We start from the raw sequence: 21,533 nt of genomic DNA, 5'->3' as shown, positions 1-21,533 counted from the left end.
TGGTCGTCTCCTGTTCGTTCCGTGCCATGGGTGCAGATTGTCGCCCGGCTGTCACTGGCGTGCCAGGACGACGAGCTCCGCGTCGTACTGCGCCGTCCACGCGAACGGCAGTCCCGAGTGCAGCAGATGGGCGCCGCTGTAGCGGGTACCGGTGGCCGTGTCGGTCCAGACGGAGTCCCGCGGCACGTCGCGCAGCCGGAGCCGGGCGGCCCGGCCGGGCACCAGGGGCGCGCCGTCGAGTGTTCCGGTGTTCCAGGCCGTCACCACCAGGCGGGCGCCGCCCGGTTCCTCGAACTGGATGCCGCACGTCGGGTCGGCGGGGCTGCCCAGCAGGTGGACCTCGCCGTGGTGGACCACGTCGCGGATCTCCTTGTAGCGGGCGATCCACCGCGCGGCCTCGGAGCGCTGCTCCGGCGTCCAGTGCCGGATGTCGGCGCCGATGCCGAGCACGCCGGCGGCGGAGTTGACGAACCGGAAGGCCAGTGAGCGGGGCCGCGGGTCGAAGACGCCGGGGGCGTCGGTGACCCAGGAGCTCATGGTGTGCGGTGCGTGCGCGTGGAGGTAGCCGTACTGGATGCGCAGCCGGTCCATGGGCGCGGTGTTGTCGCTGGGCCACACCACGTCGGTGCGCGCGATGGTGGCGTGCTCGACGCGTCCGCCGCCGCCCGCGCAGCCCTCGACGGTGACGTGCGGGTGGGCGGTGCGCAGGTGGTCCAGGACCCGCAGGTAGCCGGCGATGTGCGCGGCGTCGAGGTCCTGGAGCTCGGGGTCGGCGCCCGCCGGGTGGCCGGGGCGGCCGCGCTCGGTGGGGGGCCGGTTCATGTCCCACTTGAGGTAGCTGATGGCGTGGGAGCCGAGCAGCCGGTCGAGCGTGCCGATGACGAAGTCCTGGACGTCGCCCCGGCCGAGGTCGAGCAGCAGTTGGTTGCGCACGAGCGTCGCGGGCCGGCCGTCGATGCGGTACACCCACTCGGGGTGCTCGGCGTACAGCTTCGAACGGGGGCTGATGCCCTCGGGCTCGACCCACAGGCCGAAGTCCATGCCGAGGGCGCGCACGTCCTCGACGAACCGGTCGAACCCGCCGGGGAACTCGGCCGGGTCCGGGTCCCAGTCGCCGAGGCCGCCGGTGTCGTCGGGCCGTCCGGTGAACCAGCCGTCGTCGACGACGAAGAGTTCGGCGCCGAGCTCGGCCGCGACCTTGGCGAGCTCCAGTTGCCCGGCGGCGTCGACGTCGAAGCCGGTCGCCTCCCAGGAGTTGTAGAGCACCTGGCGGGGCCGGTCGATGCGCTCGCCGGTCAGGTGCCGCTCGTAGCGGTGCCAGACGCGGGCCAGTCCGTCGAGCCCGTCCGGGCTGAACGCGCAGGCCAGCCGGGGCGTGACAAGCGTGGCGCCGGGGGCGAGGCGGACCGCGCCCTCGTGGGGCACCCGGCCGGCGCGCACCCGCACCGCGCCGCCGGGCTCGGCGTCCGCGGTGATCCGCCAGTTGCCGGACCACTCCAGGGCGATGCCGTAGGTGGGGGTGGCGCCCTCGGCGGGGGCGGCGGCGTCCTGGACCGCGAGCCAGGGGTGGTACGCGTGTCCGGCCGAGCCCTGGGTGCTCTCCATCTCGAAGCGCCCGCGCTCCAGCGTGACGTCCCTCAGCTGGAACTCCTGCGACCACTGGCCGGCCAGGTAGGTCAGCCGCGCACCGCCCTGGACGGGGACGTTGACGGCGGCGGAGTCGAAGCGCTCCAGCCGCACGTCGCTGTTCCCGGTGCAGGTCAGCTCGGTCCAGCGCAGAACGACATCGGTGCCGGGCACGGTCTCGTAGCACAGCGTCGTGCGCAGGCCGAGCACGTCGTCGGCGAAGTCCAGGCGCAGCGCGCGGTCGCCGTCCGGGGTGGCGCCCTCGAAGCGCCACCAGCTGCCGCGGTCGCCGCCGGGGCGGGAGGCGACCAGGTCGGCGCCGGTGAACGGCCGCAGCCCGTACGGGATGTACTCGGCCGGCGCGGCGTCCGCGGGCGTGATGAAGTGGGTGCGCCGCGACCAGTCCATGGGCGACGGGCCGTCCTCGGCGCCGTGCGGCCCCCAGGCGGCGAGCTCGGCCCAGCGGCCCTCGCCGCCGAGGGTGACGGCGTAGGTGGTGGTGTCGGTGCGCAGCAGCCACCGGTCGTGCGCGGTCACTTGACGGCTCCGAGGTTGAGTCCGGCCACGAAGTGGCGCTGGAAGCGGAGGAAGACGGCCACCGTCGGGGCGGCGGCGATCACCGAGCCGGCCGCGATGACGTTCCACATCGACACGTACTGTCCCTGGAGTCCGATGAGGGACGCCGTGATGGGCATCTGCGTGTCGGTGCGCAGCACCGTGATGGCCCACAGCAGGTCGTTGAAGATCCAGGTGAACGACAGCGCGCAGAGCGCCGCCAGCGCGGGCCTGGCCAGCGGCAGGATGATCCGCCAGTAGATCTGCCAGGGGTTCGCGCCGTCGACGACGGCGGCCTGCTGGATCTCGCCGGGGATCGACCGCATGAAGCCGTGCAGGACGAACACGTAGAAGCCGACGCCGAAGCCGACCTGCACACCGATCAAGGCATACAACTGGTCGTAGATGCCGAGCACTTCGCTCAGCTTGGAGACCGGGATCAGCAGGATCTGCGGGGGCAGCAGGTTGCCGCCGAGCATGAGCAGCAGCAGGGCGCGCCGGAAGGGCAGGTCGTAGCGGCTGAGTGCGAAGGCCGCCATCGAGGCGAGGCCGAGCGAGAGCAGCACGGTGGGAAGGGTGACCAGCATGCTGTTGATGAGGGCGCGCTGCTGGCCGCCGTCGACCCAGGCCTGCCGGAAGCTGTCGAAGGTGAACGAGTGCGGCCAGCTGCCGACACCGTGCGCGGCGATGTCGTCGAACGTCCGCGTGCTGGTGACCAGGACGAGGGCGATCGGCAGCAGCCACACCGCGGACAGCAGTCCCGCGGAGAGGTGGAAGCCGGCGGTGCGCAGTGCGGGGCCGCGCCACAGGGACCGGCGGGGCCGCGCGGCCGGGACCTCGCCGGCCCGGTCCGCCGGACCCTCGGGGTCCTTGACGCGCGTGGCGGCGTGGGTGGCGGTCATCAGTCGGCCTCCCTGAAGGCACGCACGAGGTAGCTCGCGATGACGCCGAAGGCCAGCACGAAGATGACGACGGCGAGCGCGGAGCCGTATCCCAGCCGCAGGGACTGGAACGCGGTGGAGTACATGTAGGTGCTCAGCACTTCGGAGGAGTGGTAGGGGCCGCCGCGGGTGAGCGCCCACACGACGTCGAAGGAGCGCAGCGAGTCGATGACGATGACCGACAGGACGACCGCGTTGACGCTGCGCAGCTGCGGCAGGGTGATGTGCCGGAACTGCTGCCGGCGGGTGGCGCCGTCGACCTTCGCCGCCTCGTACAGCGCCGGGTCGACGCCCTTGAGCCCGGCCAGGTACAGCACCATGACGTAGCCGACCTGGCGCCACAGCGCCGGTACGATCACCGCGTAGAAGGCGGTGTCCTGGTCGGCCAGCCAGGCGTGCTTCCAGCTGCCGAGGCCGATCGCCTCGAGGACGTTGTTGATCAGGCCGTCCGGCTGGTACATCGCCTGCCACACCAGGGCGGTGGCGACCAGCGAGAAGACCACCGGCAGGAAGAGCGCCGCCCGGTAGAACGCGATGCCGCGCCGCTCCTGCTGGAGCAGCAGCGCGGCACCGAGTCCGAGGGCGGCGGACAGCCCGCCGAAGAGCAGCAGCCACAGCACCGTGTTGATCGCGGCGGTGCGGAAGACCGCGTCGTGCACCATCTCACTGAAGTTGCCGAGGCCGACGAACTTCGGGGCGCCCAGGCCGTCCCAGGAGGTCAGGGAGAGATAGAACCCCTGGAGGGCCGGCCAGAAGACCCAGAACGCCTCGACGAGCAGCGGGATGAGAACGAAGGCCAGGACCACCGGGGGCACCCGAGTGGCCCTGGACCGTCGTGCTGAGCCGATCAGCGCCATTGTCACTGGCTCCAGATCTTCTGCGCGCTGCGCTGCCACGTGGTGAGGATGGAGCCGATCTCCTTGGGCTTCGCCAGGTAGTGCACCAGCGCCGTGTCGGCGGTCGGCTGGAGCGCGTCGCTGGAGTCCCGGTTGAAGAACTGGGTGAGGTCGGCGGCGCCCTCGATGAGCTTGCGGCCCTTGAGGACCAGCGGGGTACCGCTGTCCTTGGCGTCCGGGTGGGTGGGCAGCGTGGTGCCGGACGAGCTCTTGAGGTACAGCTCCTGCGCCTCGGCGGTGGCGAGGTAGCGCAGCAGCTCCTTGACACCGTCGGCGCGCTGGGTGCGGGCGCTGGCGAAGTAACCGTCGGTGGGCGCCTCCTCGGCGACCGGCACCTTGGGGTCGATGATCGGGAACTGGAAGAAGTCCAGGTCCCCGAGGGCGTCCTTGGGCGCGGCGTCGGCGAAGAAGGTGCCGATCAGCATCATGCCGGTGCGGCCCTGGAGGAGCGCGGTGGTGGCGTCCTGGAAGGGGATCGCCGTGCCGTTCGGGTCGAAGAACGGGCGCGCCTGGTCCCACGTGTCGAAGACCTTGCGCACCTCGGGGTCGTCGAAGCGGTGCTTGCCGGCGAGGAGTTCGCGGTGGTACGTGGCGCCGTTGACCCGGATGTTCAGGTAGTCGAACCACGCGGAGGCGACCCACGGGGTGTCGCCGCCGGCGCCGAGGCCGATGGGGGCGACGCCCTTGCTCTTGAGCTTGTCGCACAGGTCCAGGAACTCGTCCCAGGTCTTGGGCTCCTGCACGCCCCACTTCTCGAAGTTGGACTTCCGGTAGAACATGCCCCACCAGTAGTAGCTGGTGGGCACGAAGACCTTCTTGCCGCTGGAGGCCGAGGTGCACAGCTTCTTCAGGGCGTCGGAGTACCCGGCGAGCTCGGGCTTCTCCCAGACGTCGCTGATGTCGAGGAGCAGGTCCTTCTTGGCGTACGACTCGGCGACGGAGCCGGGGTACCAGGTGTAGGCGTCCGGCGGGTTGGCGGACGTGAGGTAGGTCGGCAGCTGCGTACGGAAGGTCTCGGACGCGACCGTGTTGAGCTGCGCCTTGGTCTCACCGTGCTTGTCGAACGCGGCGACGATCTCCTGCATCGCGGCCTTGGCCTGCGGGGAGGAGAGGTTGGACTGCAGGGTCACCGGGCCGCCGGACTTTCCTCCGGATGCGGCCGGGCTCTGGGTGACGCAGCTGCTCAGCAGTGCGCCGGCGCCGACTGCGCCCGCTCCCACGAGGAACCGGCGGCGGCTGGCGTTGATGGCGGTCATCTGTGTACTCCTAATGTGCCCACGGAACGGAGCTGAGGCCCCCTGACGGCCCGGCTCTGGGTGCGGCAGGAACAGACTGTCGCAGGGCTCAGCGCGCCGTCAAGATTAATTACTAATTTATTTCTGGGGTGGTGCACCTCGGGCCGAACAAGGCCCGGGGGCACGCCTGATGGAGCGAACGAGCTGGTGGAACGAGGTGAGCCGGAGGTGTGACAGACCAGCGGAACGACCCTCAGAGCCCCGGGAAGGCGGCGAGTAAGCCGTCGCGGACGCGGCCCACCCCTGCACGATGCGAAGCCACTTGTCACTCCCGGGAGTTGGGGTACACGCACACCCCGCCTCGGTCGTGCCGGGCGTCGGTGCCACGGCGGAAACTGTGGCCGGGCGTCCGGGGCCTGTCAATATTAATTGCTAATTAACTTAAAAACGGGGTGGCGGGACCACGGTCGTGCCCACGTCAGAACAGCCGAACGCCCCCGTCCGCGGCACGCGGGCGGGGGCGTTCGTGAAGCGGCGGTGAGGCGGTCAGGACTTCGGCTGGGCCGCCCGGAACTGGGCGCTGAGGTCGGCGGTGTCCGACGCCGGAGGCGGCGTCACGGTCTTGGCGTCGCCGAACTTCAGGAAGTCGATGGTGGCCTTGGCCTTCCCCATCACCTGGATGATCCGGACCGGCAGGTCCTTGCCGTCGACCCAGATGTCCCTGTCGATGCTGTCGACGGAACTCGCTCCAGGCGTTCAACGGGTCGGTCGCGCTGACCGCACTCCTGCTGGCCGCGACCATCACCGAACGGGACCGTTCGCGCCAGGAGACCGAGCAGGTGTGCCGGCGGCTGAGCGCGGCGCTCGACCGCCTCGCCGCGGGCGGCATCGCCCCGTGGACGCCCGCGCCGACCCGCCGCCGGGAACCTTCGTAGGACACGGGGGTGCCGAGCGTGCCGGGCCGCCCGGTACGCTCCGGGCATGGCCGACGAGGAGACCGCCGGAGCCGGTCCCGTGCCGTACGGGGCCTGGGATCTCGCCGCCGCCGCGGTCGTGCACCTGCTCATCTGTCTCGTCCCCCTGGCGGTCCTCGGACTCATCGCCTGGGCGTTCGGGCTGCTGCCCGGCACCGCCCTCCCGGGCCTGTGGCTCACCGTCTTCGCCGGTGGCGTTCCGGTGGCCGAGCTGTACCGGACCAGGCCGCCGGGCCGGCGTTCCGCCGCGGTCGCCGCCCTGGCCACGCTGCTGGCACTGATCCTGCTGGGAGACGCCGTGGAGGGGTGGATCTCCCCGGACTCCTTCGGCGTGGGCTCCGCACTCGGGGGGCTCGTCGGCCTCCCCCTCGGTGCGGCGGTGTTCGGGTGGCGGATCCGCCGCGCCGCCCGGGCGGCCGGCACCTGACCCGGCGCACCACCACGGAACACTGCGTCCGATTTCCGCCGGTGTTCGCGTGCGGGATGCCGCACAGTGGAGGGGTGACGAGGGAAGACCGCCGGTACGAGGCGGTGCGCAGCCGGGACGCCAGGTTCGACGGGGAGTTCTTCTTCGCGGTGACGACGACGGGGATCTACTGCCGTCCCAGCTGCCCCGCCGTGACGCCCCGGCAGCGCAATGTGCGCTTCTTCCCGACCGCGGCCGCGGCGCAGGGCTCCGGTTTCCGGGCCTGCCGGCGGTGCCGCCCCGACGCCGTGCCCGGCTCCGCCGCGTGGAACGTGCGGGCCGACGTCGTCGGCCGGGCGATGCGGCTGATCGGCGACGGCATCGTGGACCGCGAGGGCGTGGCCGGCCTCGCCGCGCGGCTCGGATACAGCGCCCGCCAGGTGCAACGGCAGCTCAACGCGGAACTCGGCGCGGGCCCGATCGCCCTGGCGCGGGCGCAGCGGGCGCACACCGCGCGCATCCTCCTCCAGACGACCGGGATGCAGGCGGCCGGAATCGCGTTCGCCGCCGGTTTCGCGAGTGTGCGCCAGTTCAACGACACGATCCGCGAGATCTACGGCATGACGCCCACCGAACTGCGCGCGGCCCGGCCCGGCAACGGGCGTTCCGCGGCCGGCGCCGCCGGGGCCGGCGAGAGCGCCTCCCCCGCCGCCGGGGTGCCGCTGCGGCTCGCCTACCGGGGCCCCTACGACACCCGGCAGGTCTTCGACCACCTGGAGCTCCGCGCCCTCCGGGGCATCGAGGAGGTCACCGGTCTCCCCGGCAGCCGTACGTACCGCCGCACACTGCGCCTGCCGGGCGGCCACGCCGTCGTCGAGGTGCGCGAGTCCGCGGGCAAGGGCGGCGGCTGGCTGGAGTGCCGTATGCACCTGAGCGAGCTGCGCGACCTGACGACCGCCACCCAGCGCATCCGGCGCCTGTTCGACCTGGACGCGGACCCGTACGCGGTGGCCGAACGGCTCGCCGCCGACCCGGCGATGGGGGCGCTGGCCGCGCTCCGCCCCGGCACGCGCGCACCCGGCACCGCCGATCCGCACGAGACGGCGGTGCGCGCCGTGCTGGGCCAGCAGGTCACCCTGGCCGCGGGGCGGCATCTGGGCGCCGCGCTCGTGACGGCGTACGGGACGCCGCTGCCCGCGCCGAGCGGCGGCCTCACCCATCTGTTCCCCGCGGCGGACACCCTCGCGGGGGCGTCGCTGGAGGCACTCGGCATGCCCGGTGCCCGCCGGGACACACTCCGCGGCCTCGCCGCCGCGCTCGCCGACGGCACCGTCGTCCTCGACCCGGGGGTCGACCGGGACGCCGCGGAGAAGGCGCTGCTCGCCCTGCGCGGCATCGGTCCCTGGACAGCCGGCTACCTGCGCATGCGCGCCCTGGGCGACCCCGACGTCCTGCTGGAGGACGACGTGGCGGTGCGCGCGGGCGCCGCGCGGGCGGGCGTCTCGCTGGAGGAGGCCGAGGCCTGGCGCCCCTGGCGCACCTACGCCGCGCACCATCTCTGGAACGCCGGGCAGACCGTGTCCTGAGGGGCCCGGAAGGCACTTCGGGCAGCGGGAATGCGACGTCCGAATCCCGCCAGCAGCGCCCTCGCCGAAGGGCAAGAATCGTAGCTGTACCGCACGAACGACGGAAGGACCGGACCGATGACGGTCTACACCACGACGCCGAGCCCCCTCGGTGAACTCCTGCTCGTCGGCGAGGAGTCGACGACCGCCAGGGGCGGCACGGCACTCACCTCGCTGTCCGTTCCCGGGCAGAAGGGCGGCGTCACGGCCCCCGAGGCCGGCTGGCGCGAGGACCGGGCGGCGTTCGCCGGGATCCTCGGCCAGCTCACGGCGTACTTCGCGGGCGAACTGACCCGCTTCGACATCGAGTTCACCCCGGCCGGAACCCCGTTCCAGCAGCAGGTGTGGAAGACGCTGGAGTCCATCGACTACGGCACGACCCTCTCGTACGCCGACGTCGCGGAGCGGTGCGGCATCCCGCGCAGCTCCTCGCGCGCGGTGGGCGCCGCGATCGGCCGCAACCCCCTGCTGGTCGTCCGGCCCTGCCACCGCGTGGTCGCTTCCAGCGGCGCCCTGACCGGCTACGCCGGGGGCATGCCGCGCAAGGAGCACCTGCTGACGCTGGAATCCGGCCACCGCACCGCCTGACCCGGAGGACCGCATGACCCCCACCACCCACGCCCCGGCGGCGGTCCCCGCGCGGGTCGCCGCCGCCGACTGGCCCGCGCTGGCGGGCGAGCTCGACGCGTACGGCAGTGCCCTGACCGCCCACCGCGTCCTCACCCCCGCCGAATGCGGTGCGGTGGCCGGCCTGTACGACGAGCCGGCGCGCTTCCGCTCGACCGTCGACATGGCCCGGCACCGCTTCGGCTCCGGCCAGTACCGCTACTTCGCCCATCCGCTCCCGGACCTCATGCGCGAGTTGCGGGAGGCGTTCTACCCCCGGCTGCTGCCCGTCGCGCGCGACTGGGCGGCGCGGCTGGGCCGCCCCGCGCCCTGGCCGGACACCCTGGAGGAGTGGCTGGGGATGTGTCACGCCGCGGGCCAGCGGCGGCCGACGCCGATCCTGCTGCGCTACGGCCCGGGCGACTGGAACGCGCTGCACCAGGACCTCTACGGGGACCTGGTCTTCCCGCTCCAGGTCGTGATCGGCCTGGACGTGCCCGGCGACGACTACACCGGCGGCGAGTTCCTGATGACCGAGCAGCGGGCGCGTGCCCAGTCCCGGGGCTCGGCCGTCGCACTCCCCCAGGGCCACGCGCTGGTGTTCACCACCCGCGACCGCCCCGTCCGCTCCGCGCGCGGCTGGTCGGCCGGCCCCATGCGGCACGGCGTGAGCACCGTCCGTTCCGGCCGCCGGCACACGCTGGGGCTGGTACTCCACGACGCGGCGTGACGCGTCCCCGCCCCGCCCGGACGTACACGCTGACCGGACCGGACGGACTGCCGTACCCCAGCGCGGCGCCCGGCACCCTCGGAGGGCACCGGCGCGGCCGCCTCTACGGCAGGCTCGACTGCCCGAGCGCGCTGCGGGCGCTGGCCCGCGGCGGCTACGTCCGGGAGCGGGTGTTCTTCGCCGACGAGGCCACGGCGGTTGCGGCGGGCCACCGGCCGTGCGCGCGATGCCTGCCGCGGCGGTACGCACAATGGAAGGCGAGCCGAGCGAACCAGGACCCCGACACCATGGCACTGCCGAATCTCCCCGGCAACGGGACAGCATCGCCCCTCCTCGCTGCCGGCGACCTGACCGCCCTGGGGAAAGCGCCCGCGCCCGCGGCCCACACGGCGGCGGAACTGGCCGCTCTCCTCAGGCTGCTGGACGGCGCGCGGGTCGTGGCGATCGGGCACGGCCGCGACGCGGCCTCCCGTGACGCCGCGGCGGCCCTCGCCGCCGCTTGGCACACGGCGGGCCGCGAGGTCGCCGCCGTCGTGGACTGGCCCGAGAGCGCCGCCTCCTGGCTGCGGCCGGCCCTGCGGCTGACCGCGGATCCGCCCGACGCCTGGGTGATCGCGGCGGCGCCCCGCGGTGGGGCTCAGCTCGTCCGCCGGCTGCGGCACAGCACCGGCTGGGACCCCGCCCGCACCGTCGGCTTCGCCGCGCTCGGCGATCCCCGCATCGCGGCCGCGACCGGCGCGTCGGCACTCCAGGGACTGCGCGGGGCGGCGCCCGACGGCGGCGTCTGGCGCTTCGACCGCGGCTGGGTCGTCCGGGAGACCGCCGGAGGCGCCCTATGAGCGCGCTGATCCCGCGCCCCCGGCTGGAGGTCGCGCCGGGCGCGGTGCATGTGCCGGGCTGGCTCGGTCCCGGCGAACAGCGGCGGCTCGTGACCGCCTGCCGCGCATGGGCCACCGGGCCGGTTCCCATGCGCCGCACAAGGCTGCCGCGCGGCGGCGTGATGTCGGTGCAGACCGTCTGCGTCGGCTGGCACTGGCAGCCGTACCGCTATACGCGGACCGCGGATGACGTGAACGGTGCCCGGGTCGCGGATTTCCCGGGCTGGCTGACCGACATGGGCCGCCGGGCGCTGGTGGACGCCTACCAGGACCCGGCGGCGGGCGACGGATACGCACCGGACACCGCCCTGATCAACTTCTATGACGCGGACGCCCGGATGGGCATGCACCAGGACAAGGACGAACGCTCCGGCGCCCCCGTGGTGTCGCTCACCATCGGCGACAGCGGTCTCTTCCGCTTCGGCAACACTGAGACCCGCAACCGCCCCTGGACCGATCTGGAACTGGCCTCCGGCGACCTGTTCGTCTTCGGCGGCCCGTCGCGCTTCGCCTACCACGGGGTCACGGGAATCCTGCCCGGGACCGGCGACCCGGCCACCGGTCTCACGGCCGGGCGGCTGAACATCACCCTGCGGGTCACCGGACTGACGGATCCGCCCGGTCAGTGACCGGGCGGATCGCGGTTGAACAGCCGTACCCGGCCGCGGGCGACCGGGGCGCCGGCCTCGTCCGCGATCTCCACGGGTCACAGGGGGAGGCTGCGTCCTGCTGTATGGGAGTGCCGACCACGTCCAGGCGCCCGGTGACCTGCGAGCGCGGGAAGTCGGTCTGGCTGCCGGCACCGACCGCGAACCGACCCCGGGACTGCACCGCGACCGACGCGCCCACGCCGGCGACGCTCTCGGTGACCGTGGTGCAGTCCACGTGACCGCGTACCTCGGCCGGGCACGCCGCTTCGGGCGCGGCGGGGTCCTGACGCGCGGGCGACGAGGCGGCGGGATCAGTGCTGCTGCGGGGTGGGACGGTTGCGCACCAGTGTGACGGCCGCGACGGCCGCCACGGCGATGGCGACACCCGGGATGAGCACGGCCAGGTGCAGTGCGCCGGAGAAGGCGTCGCCGACCGCGGAGTCCACGGTGGCCCGCAGCCCCGCGGGCAGGCCCGCGCCCGAGGAACCGCTGCCGACCGCCTTGACCACCTGGCCGGTGACCGCGGACGGGGTGCCGCGCTCGGCGAGCGCGTCCGGCAGCCGGGAAGCGAGGCCGCTGGTGAGGACGGTGCCGGTGACGGTCGCACCGAGGGTGCCGCCGACCTGACGGAAGAGGTTGACCGTGCCGCTGGCCATGCCGCCGTCGGTGTGCGGCACGCTGATGACCGCCGCGGCCGTGCCCGGCGGCAGGATGAGCCCGGCGCCGGCCCCGAACAGGGCCATCAGCACCCCGATGACGGCGATCGACGTGGTGGGGGTCTGCGCGGTCATCAGCAGCGCGGCCACCGCGGCGAGCACATTTCCGGTGACGAGGGTCGTCTTGAAGCCGACGCGCCGGGCTATCCCGGCGGCGACATAGCTGACCAGGACGTACGCGATCATCACCGGCAGGAGCAGCAGTCCCGCGTGGAGGATCGACTCGTGCCGGACGCGCTCGAAGTAGAGCACCTGGGCGAAGGCGACGGCCACGAACGCGTACTGGCCGATCATGGCGACGACGTTGGCCGTGGCGAAGGTGCGGTTGTGGAACAGCCGCAGGTTGAGCATCGGCGTGCGGGTACGGGACTCCTGCGTGACGAAGGCGGCCAGCGCGACGGCGGCGAGGACGAACGCCCCGGTCGCGTGCCAGGTGCCGTATCCGCTGTGACCGCCCTCGACCAGGCCGTAGTTGAGCGCCGCGATGGCGATCACGGCCAGTACCAGGCCCGGCGGGTCGAGGTGGCGGCCGGGCTGCCGGCTCTCGGTGACGAAACGAGGAGTCAGGATCAGCACGACCACCGCGAGCACCACGTTGACCAGGAACACCGCGTTCCAGGAGAAGCGCTCAAGGATCAGCCCGGCCGCCACGGGACCGAAGGCGAGCCCGATGCCGGACACGGCGACCCAGATGCCGACCGCCCGGGTGCGCTCGTGCGGGTCCGGGAACATGTGGGTGACCAGGGAAAGGCTGTTGGGCAGGATCGCCGCGCCGCCGATGCCCATGAGCGCCTGGCCCACGATGACCGTCCCGGCACCGGACGCCAGAAAGACGACGAGGCTTCCGGCCCCCAGGAGCACCATGCCGAGCGCGAAGACGCGGCGGCGTCCCAGGATGTCGCCGACCGTGCCGGCGGAGAGCACGAAGCTCGCGACCATCATCGAGTAGATGCCGGCGATCCAGACGAGCGCGGAGCCCGATACGTGCAGGTCCTGCTGGAGGGGCGCGAGGACCGCCGTGGTCTGGGTGATGTTCACGAACATCGCCATCTGACCGAGGCTCGCGACGACGAACCCGATCCATTGCCTGCGGCTCTGCCGAACGGCTGGCGGCTGCGTGCGGGGCGGTGCGACGGACGCGCCGGCGGCGGTCGGGGGTGTCATGAGTGGTGTCCCTCCTGGGCTGAGTCCGGCCGTCAAACTCAGCCGGGGTGCCGCACGCTACCATGCCTGAGTTCTTCAGTAGAACTCAGATAGGATCGGCCGCATGGACTACCTCGACCAGGACACCTCCAACTGCTCCGTGGGACGCGCCGTCGACCTTCTCGGCCAGCCGTGGGTGCTGCTGATCCTGCGCGAGGTCTCGCGCGGGATCCGGCGGTTCAGCGACATCCAGACCCACCTGGGCGTGTCCCGCTCGGTCCTCAGCGACCGGCTGAACGGCCTGGTCGATCGGGGTCTGCTGGAACTGCGCGACTACCAGGAGCCGGGCGCGCGCCGGCGCTCGGAATATGCGCTCACCACGATGGGCAAGGACCTCTACCCGCTGATCACCGCGCTGCGCAACTGGGGCGACACGTACCTCGCGGACCCCGAGGGTCCGTCGCTGCTGGCGACCCACCACGCGTGCGGGGCGCCCGTCCGGGTCGCGCTGATGTGCGAAGACGGCCACCTCGTCGCCTCCGGCGACGAGGTCGATCGCCGGCCCGGCCCGGGTGCGCGTGCGCGCACCTGACGCGTAGGTCTTTTTCCCCGCCCGCCCTCCCCCGGCCGAAGGTCGGGGGAGGGCGGGCGGGCGGGCGGGGTAAGAACCTGGTTACCCCGGAGGGGGTCCCGTGCTCGCGCGCACGCAAAGCTCAGGCGTGGGGACCTGTGACCGGCGCGCAGCGCCCCCGTCCAGAAGTGCCAGCAACTCCGCCGCGACATGGCGGCCCACCGCCGGCGTGTCGCGCACCAGCGCGGTCAGCGGAGGGTGCGTCGCCCGGCACAGCGGCGAGTCGTCGAAGGCGACGAGCGACAGGTCACCCGGTACGGACAGCCCGCTCCGGGCGGCGACAGCCGCCCCCGCCACCGCCATCACGTCGTTGTCGTAGACGATCGCCGTGGGTGGATCGGCGTCGGCCAGCACCCGGAGGGTGGCCTCCGCGCCCTGGTCGCTGGAGTAGTCCGTGGTGACCGAGCGGGCCGAGGCCACCTTGAGGCGGGCGGTCTCGGCGCGCAGTGAGGCGATGCGGCGCGCGGTGTGCGCCAGGTGCGGCATCCCGGCCACGTGCACGACACGGCGGTGGCCGAGGGCGTGGAGGTGGCGGGCGATGGCGGCCATCGCGGCGGTGTCGTCGGCCCATACGGTGGAGATCCCAGGGTACGCGGCAGCGCCGTCCGGCGTGGTGCCGATGACGACGGCGGGCAGGCCCAGGGAGTCCAGGAGTGCCGGTCGCGGGTCGCCGGCGTGCGGGTCGACCACGACGACCCCGTCGACCCGCTGCTCGGCCCACCATCTGCGGTAGACGGCGCACTCCTCCGCACCGTCCTCCACCACGCGGAAGAGCAGGCCCAGTTGACGTGCCGACAGCACCTCCTGGAGGCCCGAGACGAGTTGCAGGAAGAACGACTCGACGCCGAGGGTGTTCGCGGGCCGGGCCAGGATCAGGCCGACCGTGGCCGCGCCCTCCCCCGACAGCGCGCGGGCGGCGGTGCTGGCCTGCCAGCCCAGTTGCTCGGCGACGGCGCGGACCCGGCGGCGCGTGGCATCGGACACGCCGGGCCGGTCGTTGAGGGCGAAGGAGACCGCGCTCTCGGACACCCCCGCCCGGCGGGCGACGTCCTTCATGGTGGGGCGGCGTGCCGGGTGGCGCCGCTCGGCGCGGCCCGCGGACGCCGGTTCCGCCGGCCCCTCGTGCGCCGCCATCAGGCCCCTCTCACCGTTCGCCGCCACGGGTCCCCGCGGTGGGGTGCCAGTATCCACCAGCGGAACACCACCACGGGCTATAGCGCTTGAGCGAGGTATTCCTAAAGCGCATTAGCAACCTCTCCCCACCTTCTTCACCAAGGCTGTGACCTGCGAATTCTCACGCTCAAAAAGCCTTTACCCGGCTTGAGTTGACTTCACCGGGGGCGCGATGCGAGTTTGGCGTGGGCGCCGGCGGCCGGCTCCCCCGGCCGAAGCCGGTCGCGGCACGGCCCCTCCCCTCCCCGGCCCGCCCGACAGCCCCGGCGTGCCGCCGCGCGCCCGCCCCTCTCCCCCTGGACCTGCCATGACCCCGCGCCTAGGCGTCAACTACACCCCGAGCCAGGGCTGGTTCCACCACTGGCTCGACTTCGATCTCGACGCGGTGCGCGCCGATCTCGACTCCATCGCCGGCCTGGGCCTCGACCACATCCGGGTCTTCCCGCTGTGGCCGCTGTTCCAGCCCAACCGCGCGCTGATCCGGCCGCGGGCGGTCGAGCAACTGGTGGCCCTCACCGACGCCGCCGCCGAGCGCGGCCTGGACGTCAACGTCGACGGCCTGCAGGGCCATCTGTCCAGTTTCGACTTCCTTCCCGCATGGACGGGCACCTGGCACCGGCGGAACATCTTCACCGACCCCGACGTCGTCGCGGCGGAGGCCGAGTACCTGCGCACCCTGGCGGCGGCACTCGCCGACCGGCCCAACTTCCTCGGTATGACGGTCGGCAACGAGATCAACCAGTTCTCCGGACCGCCCCACCCGGACCCGGACCGCATCGGCCCCGCGCAGGCAGAGGCGTGGCTGCGCCTGATGCTGGACGCGTGCGAGCGCGGCGCCCCCGGCAAGCTGCACCTGCACGCCGAGTACGACGCGGCCTGGTACCAGGACGACCACGCCTTCACGCCCGGCCAGGCCGCCCGCCTCGGCTTCGCCACCGCCGTCCACTCCTGGGTCTTCAACGGCACCGCGCAGCGCCACGGCCGGACGGGTGTCGCCACCGAGCACCATGCCGCCTACCTCATCGAACTCTCCAAGGCGTGGGCCACCGACCCGCACCGTCCCGTCTGGCTCCAGGAGGTCGGCGCCCCCGCGCCGCTGATCCCCCCGGACCACGCGGCGGCCTTCGCGTCCGCCACCCTCGTCAACGCGCTGGACTGCACGGACCTGTGGGGCATCACCTGGTGGTGCTCCCACGATGTCGCGCGGAGCCTCGCGGACTTCCCGGAGCTGGAGTACACGCTCGGCCTGCTCACCAACGACCGCCAGGTGAAACCGGCCGGCGCCGCTGTCGCCCGAGCGGCAGCGGAGCTGCGTTCGGGACCCGCGCCCGCACCGCTCCCCCGCACGACCGCGCTCGTGGTGGACGTCGGCGACCCCGAGGCGGCGCCGCGGCGCGCCACCTGCGCCCCCGGAGGTGAGGTGTTCGAGGCCTGGGCGGCCCTCACCGCTCGCGGCGTCCGCCCGGCCCTCGTCCTGGCCGGGCGCGCGCAGGATCCCGCGCATCTCGCCGCGCGCGGCATCACCGAGGTCGTCACCCCCGCCGAGGCCCGCTGAAGTCATCCGGCGGGGGCGGAGCGCGGGCGGAACGGCGCGCGCCGTCGCCGACCCGGGACCTCTCTTTCCCCGGGGCATCACCCCCTGTCAGACTCGGCCCGTGACCGAATTCGACCTGCTCGTCATCGGATCCGGCCCGGGCGGCCAGAAGGCCGCCATCGCCGCGGCCAAGCTCGGCCGCCGGGTCGCCATCATCGACCGCCCCGACATGCTGGGCGGCGTCTCCATCCACACCGGCACCATTCCGTCCAAGACCCTGCGCGAGGCGGTGCTGTATCTCACCGGCCTGACCCAGCGCGACATGTACGGGCAGAGCTACCGCCTCAAGGAGGACATCACCGTCGCCGACCTCACCGCGCGCACCCAGCACGTGGTGAGCCGTGAGGTGGACGTGATCCGCAGCCAACTGGCCCGCAACCGCGTCACGATGCTGCCGGGCACCGGCCGCTTCGTGGACGAGCACACCGTCGCGGTGCGCGACGCCGCCGGCCAGGACTCGCTGGTGACGGCGGGGCACGTCGTGATCGCGACGGGCACCCGGCCGGCCCGCCCGGCGAGCGTGGAGTTCGACGACCGCACGGTCATGGACTCCGACAGCGTGCTGAACCTGGAGCGGGTCCCCCGCTCGATGGTGATCGTCGGCGCCGGGGTCATCGGCATCGAGTACGCCTCGATGTTCGCCGCGCTCGGCACCAAGGTGACGGTGGTCGAGCAGCGCGACGGCATGCTGGACTTCTGCGACGTCGAGGTCGTCGAGGCGCTCAAGTACCACCTGCGGGACCTGGCGGTGACCTTCCGCTTCGGCGAGACCGTGGCGGCCGTCGAGCGGCACGCCACCGGTGCGCTGACCCTGCTGGCGAGCGGCAAGAAGATCCCCGCGGACACCGTGATGTACTCGGCGGGCCGGCAGGGGCTCACCGAGGAACTCGACCTCGGCAAGGCGGGGCTGACCGCGGACAAGCGCGGCCGCATAACCGTCGACGAGCACTACCGGACCGCGGTGCCGCACATCTACGCGGTCGGCGATGTGATCGGCTTCCCCGCGCTGGCCGCCACCTCGATGGAGCAGGGCAGGGCCGCCGCGTACCACGCGTGCGAGGAGCCGGTGAACGCCATGCGCGGCCTGCAGCCGATCGGCATCTACACCATCCCCGAGATCAGCTTCGTCGGCCGTACCGAGGACCAGCTGACCGAGGACAACGTGCCGTTCGAGGTCGGTATCTCGCGCTACCGGGAGCTGGCCCGCGGCCAGATCATCGGCGACTCCCACGGCATGCTCAAGCTGCTGGTGTCGCCCGAGGACCGCACGCTGCTCGGCGTGCACTGCTTCGGCTCGGGAGCGACCGAACTCCTGCACATCGGGCAGGCCGTCATGGGCTGCGGCGGCACGGTCGACTACCTGGTGGACGCCGTGTTCAACTACCCGACACTCGCCGAGTCCTACAAGGTGGCCGCGCTCGACGCGACCAACAAGATCCGCCAGATCGACCGGCTCACCGGCTGAGCCCGCGCGGCGGCCGCGGCCCGGGCGCCTCCCCCGGCCACCGCTGGGAGAGGTGCCCCCGGGGCCCGCGGCCGTTGTGGCCGCGGGCGCCCCGTGCGACCTGCGGTTAGCCTGGGACGACGCATGCGCCGCACCGCCTGACGGCGGCCAGGAGGTCGTGATGAGCGATCCCGCACGGGTTCCGGTCGTCGAGGGGGCGATCGTCCGCAAGGGCGACGCCGGCTACGAGGACGTCCGGGCGAGCCGCTTGTGGAACGGGTACCAGCCGCGACGCCACCCCGATGTGATCGTCCGCGCCGCCTCCGTGCGCGACGTCCCGGCTGCCGTCGCACTGGCCCGGGCCGAGGGCCTGCGGATCGCGGTCCGCACCGGCGGCCACAGCTGGTGCGGCGCGCCTTTGCGCGAGGGCGGCATGCTGCTGGACCTGTCGGCCCTGCGGCGCTGCACCATCGACCCCGGGCAGTCCACCGCGACCGTGGAACCCGGGATCCGGTCTGCGGAACTCTCGCGCATCCTGGCCGGCTCCGGCTTCGCCTTCCCCACCGGCCACTGCCCCACGGTCGCCCTCGGCGGCTACCTGCTCAGCGGTGGCCTCGGCTGGAACTCCGGTGAGTGGGGCCCGGCGTGCGCGAGCGTGCGCGCGATCGAGGTCGTCACCGCGGAGGGCGAGGTCGTGCGGTGCGACGAGCGCGAGAACACCGACCTGTTCTGGGCGGCGCGGGGCGCGGGACCGGGATTCTTCGCGGTGGTGACCGCGTTCCGGCTGGCACTGCGGCCCCGCCCGGCGGCGATCGCCACGACCTCCTACGTGTGCCACCTCGGCGAGATCGAGAGCCTCGCCGACTGGGTCACCGACACCGCGGGAGAGCTACGGCCGAACGTGGAGGTCGCGTTCGTCCTCCTGACCGATCCCGGGTCGGGGGAGGTCGTCGTCTCGTTGTCGGGCACCGCGTTCGCCGGTTCCCATGACGAGGCGGCCCGCGCGCTGGCGCCGCTGGCCGGGGCGCCGCTCACCTCAGCCCCGCTGCACCGGGCCGTCGCGGAGCCCACGTCCATGGAAGCCCTTTACGCACGGGCGGCCGAGGCCTGGCCGGAGGGGCACCGCTACGCGGCCGACGCCATGTGGTCCCAGGCCGACCTGGGCACACTGCTGACGCGTCTCGGCGACGCCCTCGGTCGCGCGCCCTCGGCGAAGTCCCTCGTCCTGGCGCCGCTCGCCCCGGCCTCGCGGAACGAGGAACTGCTGCGGGACATGGCGTTCTCCGTCCTGGGCGATGCCGAAGTCGTGCCGTACGCGGTCTGGGACGATGCCTCGCAGGACGAGGCCAACGTCCGGTGGCTGCGCGAGGCGACGGCTTCGGTCGCCCCGTTCGGGACCGGGCACTACATCGCCGAGGCCGATCTGTCCGCGGACGACTCGCATGCCCGCAGGTCCTACACGGCGGCGAGCTGGGCGCGACTCGGCGCGCTGCGCGCGAGGTACGACCCCGACGGGGTCTTTCACGCGTTCCCGTAGCCGGCCCGATAGCGGTTCGCCGCGAAAACGACGACGCTCTCCGGACGTGGCGGGGCCGCCACCTCGTTCGAGGTGGCGGCCCTGTCGTACTGTCACTGCTTTTCTCGGTTGGTCAGACCTCAGCGGTAGAAGCCGTAGCCGCCCCAGCCGCCGTAGCCGCCGTAGCCGTGGCCCCAGCCACCGCCCCAGCCGTTGCCCCAGCCGCCGTGGCCCCAGCCGCCGTAGCCGCCCCAGCCGCCCCAGCCGCCGTGGCCCCAGCCACCGCCGCCCCAGCCGCCGCCCCAGCCGCCGTGGGCGACGACTGCCTGCTGCGTGGCTGACTCGTGCGGGGTCGCCGCACTTGCCGCAGATGCTCCGGCGAATGCCAGCAGCGGAGCAACAAAGGCCGCTGCGACAATCCTGCGAGTGGTGTTCTTGTTCGCGCGCATGTCGTTCCCTTTGGGGTGTGAACGTTTGAAGGTGCGACCAATAGAACTGGTCGCCGCCGCACCGGTTTCGTGCGCGTGACCCCGGTGCGACCGGGATGTGCCCGGGTCCTTGGGACGGGGCACACCATCACTGGTACGGAACGCCGTATCCGATGTGCCTAGTTGAAGGCGTCCCACGAGAACCGTAGGCACGTTAGTGGCCCAGAGTCAAAGGTTTCCGACAAATTACGCGAACTCGGACAAATAAACATGCTTCCCCCGGGGTGGGAACCGCGTCTTCTGACGTGTCGTCCGCAGCCCAAATCCCGTGCTCGGCAGGGGATTTGACCACCGCGTCAACACCGCCGGACGCACACGGTTCGCACCGGCTACGCGGCGTGTGCGACTACCGAGAGTACGTGATCAGCCTGAGGAGAGTTGCTCGGAGAGCTTCTCCGAGACGGTGTCGACGAGGTCGCCCACCGTCCCCATCCGCTCCACCTCGTCGGCCAGCAGCATCACGCCCACCTTGCGCTCGACGGCGTCGGCCGCCCGCTGCTTGCCCCGGTCCCCCAGTCGGAGCCCGCCGAAGGTCGACTCGGGCCTCACCTCGTCCACCGCCACGCCCGCACATTCGGCGACGACCCTGCGGACGATCTGCGCGACGTCATGCGTCATGTCCCTGTGCCCTCTTCTTCATGTCCCTGTGCCCTCTTCTTCGCATCGGCTGCTGCGGGATACCTGTACCCCGGCGGTCGCACGGCCACTACCCCGGGAATCGCGGGGAACGCACCCGCGGCGGTCACGAAACGGAGGCAGGCGGGCGCGTCCCGTACGCGCGCAGGTGCGCACGGGAGCGCCGAACCGCGGAACCACACAGGGGGGAGAAGGGGCGGAGAAGAGAAGGGGAAGAGGAAGGCGAAGGGGCCGGCTCACGCCGGCGGGCAGCCCGATCCGCGACCGGGCCGCGGGACCGGCGGAGCCGGCCGCCGCACCGACGGCCGGAACGGATCAGTGGGACGCGTCCGGATGCAGATTCTTGATCTTGATCCAGTCACGGCTGCGCCGCCCCGGCAGATAGGGGCTGGTCAGCCGTTTCGCCACGATCCCGTCATAACCCTCCTGGCGGATGTGCTGCAGCGCTTCCTCCGCCATGGCCGGCCAGTAGGGCGGGACGGCGACGAACGGGCCGGACATGCCCAGGTCGTCCAGCAGGGCGCGGCGCGCGGTGTACGGGGAGTGCAGCACCGGCTCCCCCAGGTGGAGGATGTCGTAGACCATCAGCCGGGCAGGCATGTCCGCGGCCGCCTGTTCCACGGCCGCCGGGTGCCGCAGGCTCATCCGCCGCTGGAGCCGTTCCATGGACGGACCGCCGTGCTTGCCGAGGGTGATGATCTCGCCGTCGAGTACGGCGACCATCCCCGGTGGCAGCACGTCGGGCAGTTGTCGTAGTTCGGGATAGACGCTCGTGACGTCCTGGCCGATCCCGGAGATCAGCCGAACCCGGCCGTCCCCCGGCAGATGGACCAGAACTCGGGCACCGTTGAAGAGCGGCTCGAACCCGTACTGCGCCTCGTCCTCCGGCCCGGGCAGCGGACCGGCCACCGCCAGCATGGGCGACCAGGACGGCAGGGCAGCCTGCTCCACGGAACCCGCTGGTAGGCGGGTACTCATGGTTCAAGCCTCCCACCAACCGGCCGGGTCCGCGACGAGGGCGGGAAGCCTTGGCCAACGGTAACGGCCCACGGCCCGCCGCCGGCCGGCTG

General features: G+C 72.7%; 20 protein-coding genes. 10 read left to right on the top strand and 10 right to left on the bottom strand.

Annotated features, from left to right (window positions below; genetic code table 11):
* Positions 1 to 51 precede the first annotated feature (51 nt).
* The 5 genes from RV983_RS32775 to RV983_RS32755 form a co-directional block, all read right to left on the bottom strand.
* A complete protein-coding gene (locus RV983_RS32775; protein WP_475989331.1) occupies positions 52 to 2,163 on the bottom strand; it encodes an alpha-galactosidase in 2,112 nt (703 codons plus the stop codon).
* Positions 2,160 to 3,083 (bottom strand): carbohydrate ABC transporter permease, encoded by a 924-nt coding sequence (locus tag RV983_RS32770; protein ID WP_475989330.1) that lies wholly within the window; start codon positions 3,081 to 3,083, stop codon positions 2,160 to 2,162. Before RV983_RS32770 ends, RV983_RS32775 begins: the two co-directional genes overlap by 4 nt.
* Positions 3,083 to 3,928 (bottom strand): carbohydrate ABC transporter permease, encoded by an 846-nt coding sequence (locus tag RV983_RS32765; RefSeq protein WP_475989329.1) that lies wholly within the window; start codon positions 3,926 to 3,928, stop codon positions 3,083 to 3,085. The genes RV983_RS32770 and RV983_RS32765 overlap by 1 nt, the downstream gene beginning before the upstream one ends.
* Before the next feature lie 53 nt (positions 3,929 to 3,981).
* Positions 3,982 to 5,274 carry an ABC transporter substrate-binding protein gene (locus tag RV983_RS32760; protein WP_475989328.1) on the bottom strand — a complete coding sequence of 431 codons (1,293 nt, stop codon included), beginning with the start codon at positions 5,272 to 5,274 and terminating at the stop codon, positions 3,982 to 3,984.
* Between the two features lie 525 nt (positions 5,275 to 5,799).
* Positions 5,800 to 5,925, bottom strand: a complete 126-nt coding sequence (locus RV983_RS32755) for a hypothetical protein (RefSeq protein WP_475989327.1) — start codon at positions 5,923 to 5,925, stop codon at positions 5,800 to 5,802.
* 309 nt (positions 5,926 to 6,234) lie between these two features.
* Here RV983_RS32755 and RV983_RS32750 point away from each other — a divergent pair, with 309 nt between their 5' ends.
* The 6 genes from RV983_RS32750 (at position 6,235) to RV983_RS32725 (ending at position 11,101) form a co-directional block, all read left to right on the top strand.
* On the top strand, positions 6,235 to 6,654 hold the full coding sequence (locus tag RV983_RS32750) for a hypothetical protein (RefSeq protein ID WP_475989326.1): 420 nt from the start codon (positions 6,235 to 6,237) through the stop codon (positions 6,652 to 6,654).
* 56 nt (positions 6,655 to 6,710) lie between these two features.
* Positions 6,711 to 8,219: an AlkA N-terminal domain-containing protein gene (locus tag RV983_RS32745; RefSeq protein WP_475989325.1), complete on the top strand. Its 1,509-nt coding sequence runs from the start codon at positions 6,711 to 6,713 to the stop codon at positions 8,217 to 8,219.
* A gap of 117 nt (positions 8,220 to 8,336) precedes the next feature.
* Positions 8,337 to 8,846, top strand: a complete 510-nt coding sequence (locus RV983_RS32740) for a methylated-DNA--[protein]-cysteine S-methyltransferase (protein ID WP_475989324.1) — start codon at positions 8,337 to 8,339, stop codon at positions 8,844 to 8,846.
* A 13-nt stretch (positions 8,847 to 8,859) separates the two neighbouring features.
* On the top strand, positions 8,860 to 9,594 hold the full coding sequence (locus tag RV983_RS32735) for a 2OG-Fe(II) oxygenase (RefSeq protein ID WP_475989323.1): 735 nt from the start codon (positions 8,860 to 8,862) through the stop codon (positions 9,592 to 9,594).
* Entirely contained in the window at positions 9,591 to 10,433 is an 843-nt protein-coding gene (locus tag RV983_RS32730; protein WP_475989322.1) for an ABC transporter substrate-binding protein, read from the top strand. The genes RV983_RS32735 and RV983_RS32730 overlap by 4 nt, the downstream gene beginning before the upstream one ends.
* Positions 10,430 to 11,101, top strand: a complete 672-nt coding sequence (locus RV983_RS32725) for an alpha-ketoglutarate-dependent dioxygenase AlkB family protein (RefSeq protein WP_475989321.1) — start codon at positions 10,430 to 10,432, stop codon at positions 11,099 to 11,101. The genes RV983_RS32730 and RV983_RS32725 overlap by 4 nt, the downstream gene beginning before the upstream one ends.
* 332 nt (positions 11,102 to 11,433) lie before the next feature.
* Here RV983_RS32725 and RV983_RS32720 read toward each other — a convergent pair whose 3' ends face one another.
* Positions 11,434 to 13,002, bottom strand: a complete 1,569-nt coding sequence (locus RV983_RS32720) for an MFS transporter (RefSeq protein WP_475989320.1) — start codon at positions 13,000 to 13,002, stop codon at positions 11,434 to 11,436.
* 103 nt (positions 13,003 to 13,105) lie between these two features.
* Here RV983_RS32720 and RV983_RS32715 point away from each other — a divergent pair, with 103 nt between their 5' ends.
* A complete protein-coding gene (locus RV983_RS32715; RefSeq protein ID WP_475989319.1) occupies positions 13,106 to 13,573 on the top strand; it encodes a winged helix-turn-helix transcriptional regulator in 468 nt (155 codons plus the stop codon).
* An 81-nt stretch (positions 13,574 to 13,654) separates the two neighbouring features.
* On the opposite strand, the gene RV983_RS32710 is transcribed toward RV983_RS32715, so the two are convergent.
* Entirely contained in the window at positions 13,655 to 14,746 is a 1,092-nt protein-coding gene (locus tag RV983_RS32710; protein ID WP_475989318.1) for a LacI family DNA-binding transcriptional regulator, read from the bottom strand.
* Positions 14,747 to 15,092: 346 nt separating this feature from the next.
* Between RV983_RS32710 and RV983_RS32705 the strand changes: the two genes are divergently transcribed.
* The 3 genes from RV983_RS32705 (at position 15,093) to RV983_RS32695 (ending at position 19,360) form a co-directional block, all read left to right on the top strand.
* Positions 15,093 to 16,340: a glycoside hydrolase 5 family protein gene (locus RV983_RS32705; RefSeq protein ID WP_475989317.1), complete on the top strand. Its 1,248-nt coding sequence runs from the start codon at positions 15,093 to 15,095 to the stop codon at positions 16,338 to 16,340.
* A 100-nt stretch (positions 16,341 to 16,440) separates the two neighbouring features.
* On the top strand, positions 16,441 to 17,844 hold the full coding sequence (gene sthA / locus RV983_RS32700) for a Si-specific NAD(P)(+) transhydrogenase (RefSeq protein WP_475989316.1): 1,404 nt from the start codon (positions 16,441 to 16,443) through the stop codon (positions 17,842 to 17,844).
* Positions 17,845 to 18,004: 160 nt separating this feature from the next.
* Entirely contained in the window at positions 18,005 to 19,360 is a 1,356-nt protein-coding gene (locus RV983_RS32695; protein ID WP_475989315.1) for an FAD-binding oxidoreductase, read from the top strand.
* Between the two features lie 119 nt (positions 19,361 to 19,479).
* On the opposite strand, the gene RV983_RS32690 is transcribed toward RV983_RS32695, so the two are convergent.
* The 3 genes from RV983_RS32690 to RV983_RS32680 all read right to left on the bottom strand — a co-directional run bounded on the left by RV983_RS32690 (position 19,480) and on the right by RV983_RS32680 (position 21,414).
* Positions 19,480 to 19,788, bottom strand: a complete 309-nt coding sequence (locus tag RV983_RS32690) for a hypothetical protein (RefSeq protein WP_475989314.1) — start codon at positions 19,786 to 19,788, stop codon at positions 19,480 to 19,482.
* A gap of 402 nt (positions 19,789 to 20,190) precedes the next feature.
* On the bottom strand, positions 20,191 to 20,445 hold the full coding sequence (locus RV983_RS32685; RefSeq protein WP_475989313.1) for a hypothetical protein: 255 nt from the start codon (positions 20,443 to 20,445) through the stop codon (positions 20,191 to 20,193).
* A gap of 333 nt (positions 20,446 to 20,778) precedes the next feature.
* Positions 20,779 to 21,414 carry an ATP-dependent DNA ligase gene (locus tag RV983_RS32680; RefSeq protein ID WP_475989312.1) on the bottom strand — a complete coding sequence of 212 codons (636 nt, stop codon included), beginning with the start codon at positions 21,412 to 21,414 and terminating at the stop codon, positions 20,779 to 20,781.
* Positions 21,415 to 21,533 lie beyond the last annotated feature (119 nt).

The organism is Streptomyces sp. RLA123 (assembly GCF_056270165.1).
Note: the sequence above shows the minus strand (reverse complement) of the source record. Positions and strands in the feature narration are given on the sequence as shown.

Bases quoted from the DNA above. Each gene is read 5' to 3' on its own strand.
- RV983_RS32770 (WP_475989330.1), bottom strand. From the start codon at position 3,083: ATGACCGCCACCCACGCCGCCACGCGCGTCAAGGACCCCGAGGGTCCG.
- RV983_RS32760 (WP_475989328.1), bottom strand. From the start codon at position 5,274: ATGACCGCCATCAACGCCAGCCGCCGCCGGTTCCTCGTGGGAGCGGGC.
- RV983_RS32755 (WP_475989327.1), bottom strand. From the start codon at position 5,925: ATGGGGAAGGCCAAGGCCACCATCGACTTCCTGAAGTTCGGCGACGCC.
- RV983_RS32750 (WP_475989326.1), top strand. From the start codon at position 6,235: ATGGCCGACGAGGAGACCGCCGGAGCCGGTCCCGTGCCGTACGGGGCC.
- RV983_RS32745 (WP_475989325.1), top strand. From the start codon at position 6,711: ATGCCGCACAGTGGAGGGGTGACGAGGGAAGACCGCCGGTACGAGGCG.
- RV983_RS32740 (WP_475989324.1), top strand. From the start codon at position 8,337: ATGACGGTCTACACCACGACGCCGAGCCCCCTCGGTGAACTCCTGCTC.
- RV983_RS32735 (WP_475989323.1), top strand. From the start codon at position 8,860: ATGACCCCCACCACCCACGCCCCGGCGGCGGTCCCCGCGCGGGTCGCC.
- RV983_RS32725 (WP_475989321.1), top strand. From the start codon at position 10,430: ATGAGCGCGCTGATCCCGCGCCCCCGGCTGGAGGTCGCGCCGGGCGCG.
- RV983_RS32720 (WP_475989320.1), bottom strand. From the start codon at position 13,002: ATGACACCCCCGACCGCCGCCGGCGCGTCCGTCGCACCGCCCCGCACG.
- RV983_RS32715 (WP_475989319.1), top strand. From the start codon at position 13,106: ATGGACTACCTCGACCAGGACACCTCCAACTGCTCCGTGGGACGCGCC.
- RV983_RS32710 (WP_475989318.1), bottom strand. From the start codon at position 14,746: ATGGCGGCGCACGAGGGGCCGGCGGAACCGGCGTCCGCGGGCCGCGCC.
- RV983_RS32705 (WP_475989317.1), top strand. From the start codon at position 15,093: ATGACCCCGCGCCTAGGCGTCAACTACACCCCGAGCCAGGGCTGGTTC.
- RV983_RS32695 (WP_475989315.1), top strand. From the start codon at position 18,005: ATGAGCGATCCCGCACGGGTTCCGGTCGTCGAGGGGGCGATCGTCCGC.
- RV983_RS32690 (WP_475989314.1), bottom strand. From the start codon at position 19,788: ATGCGCGCGAACAAGAACACCACTCGCAGGATTGTCGCAGCGGCCTTT.
- RV983_RS32685 (WP_475989313.1), bottom strand. From the start codon at position 20,445: ATGACGCATGACGTCGCGCAGATCGTCCGCAGGGTCGTCGCCGAATGT.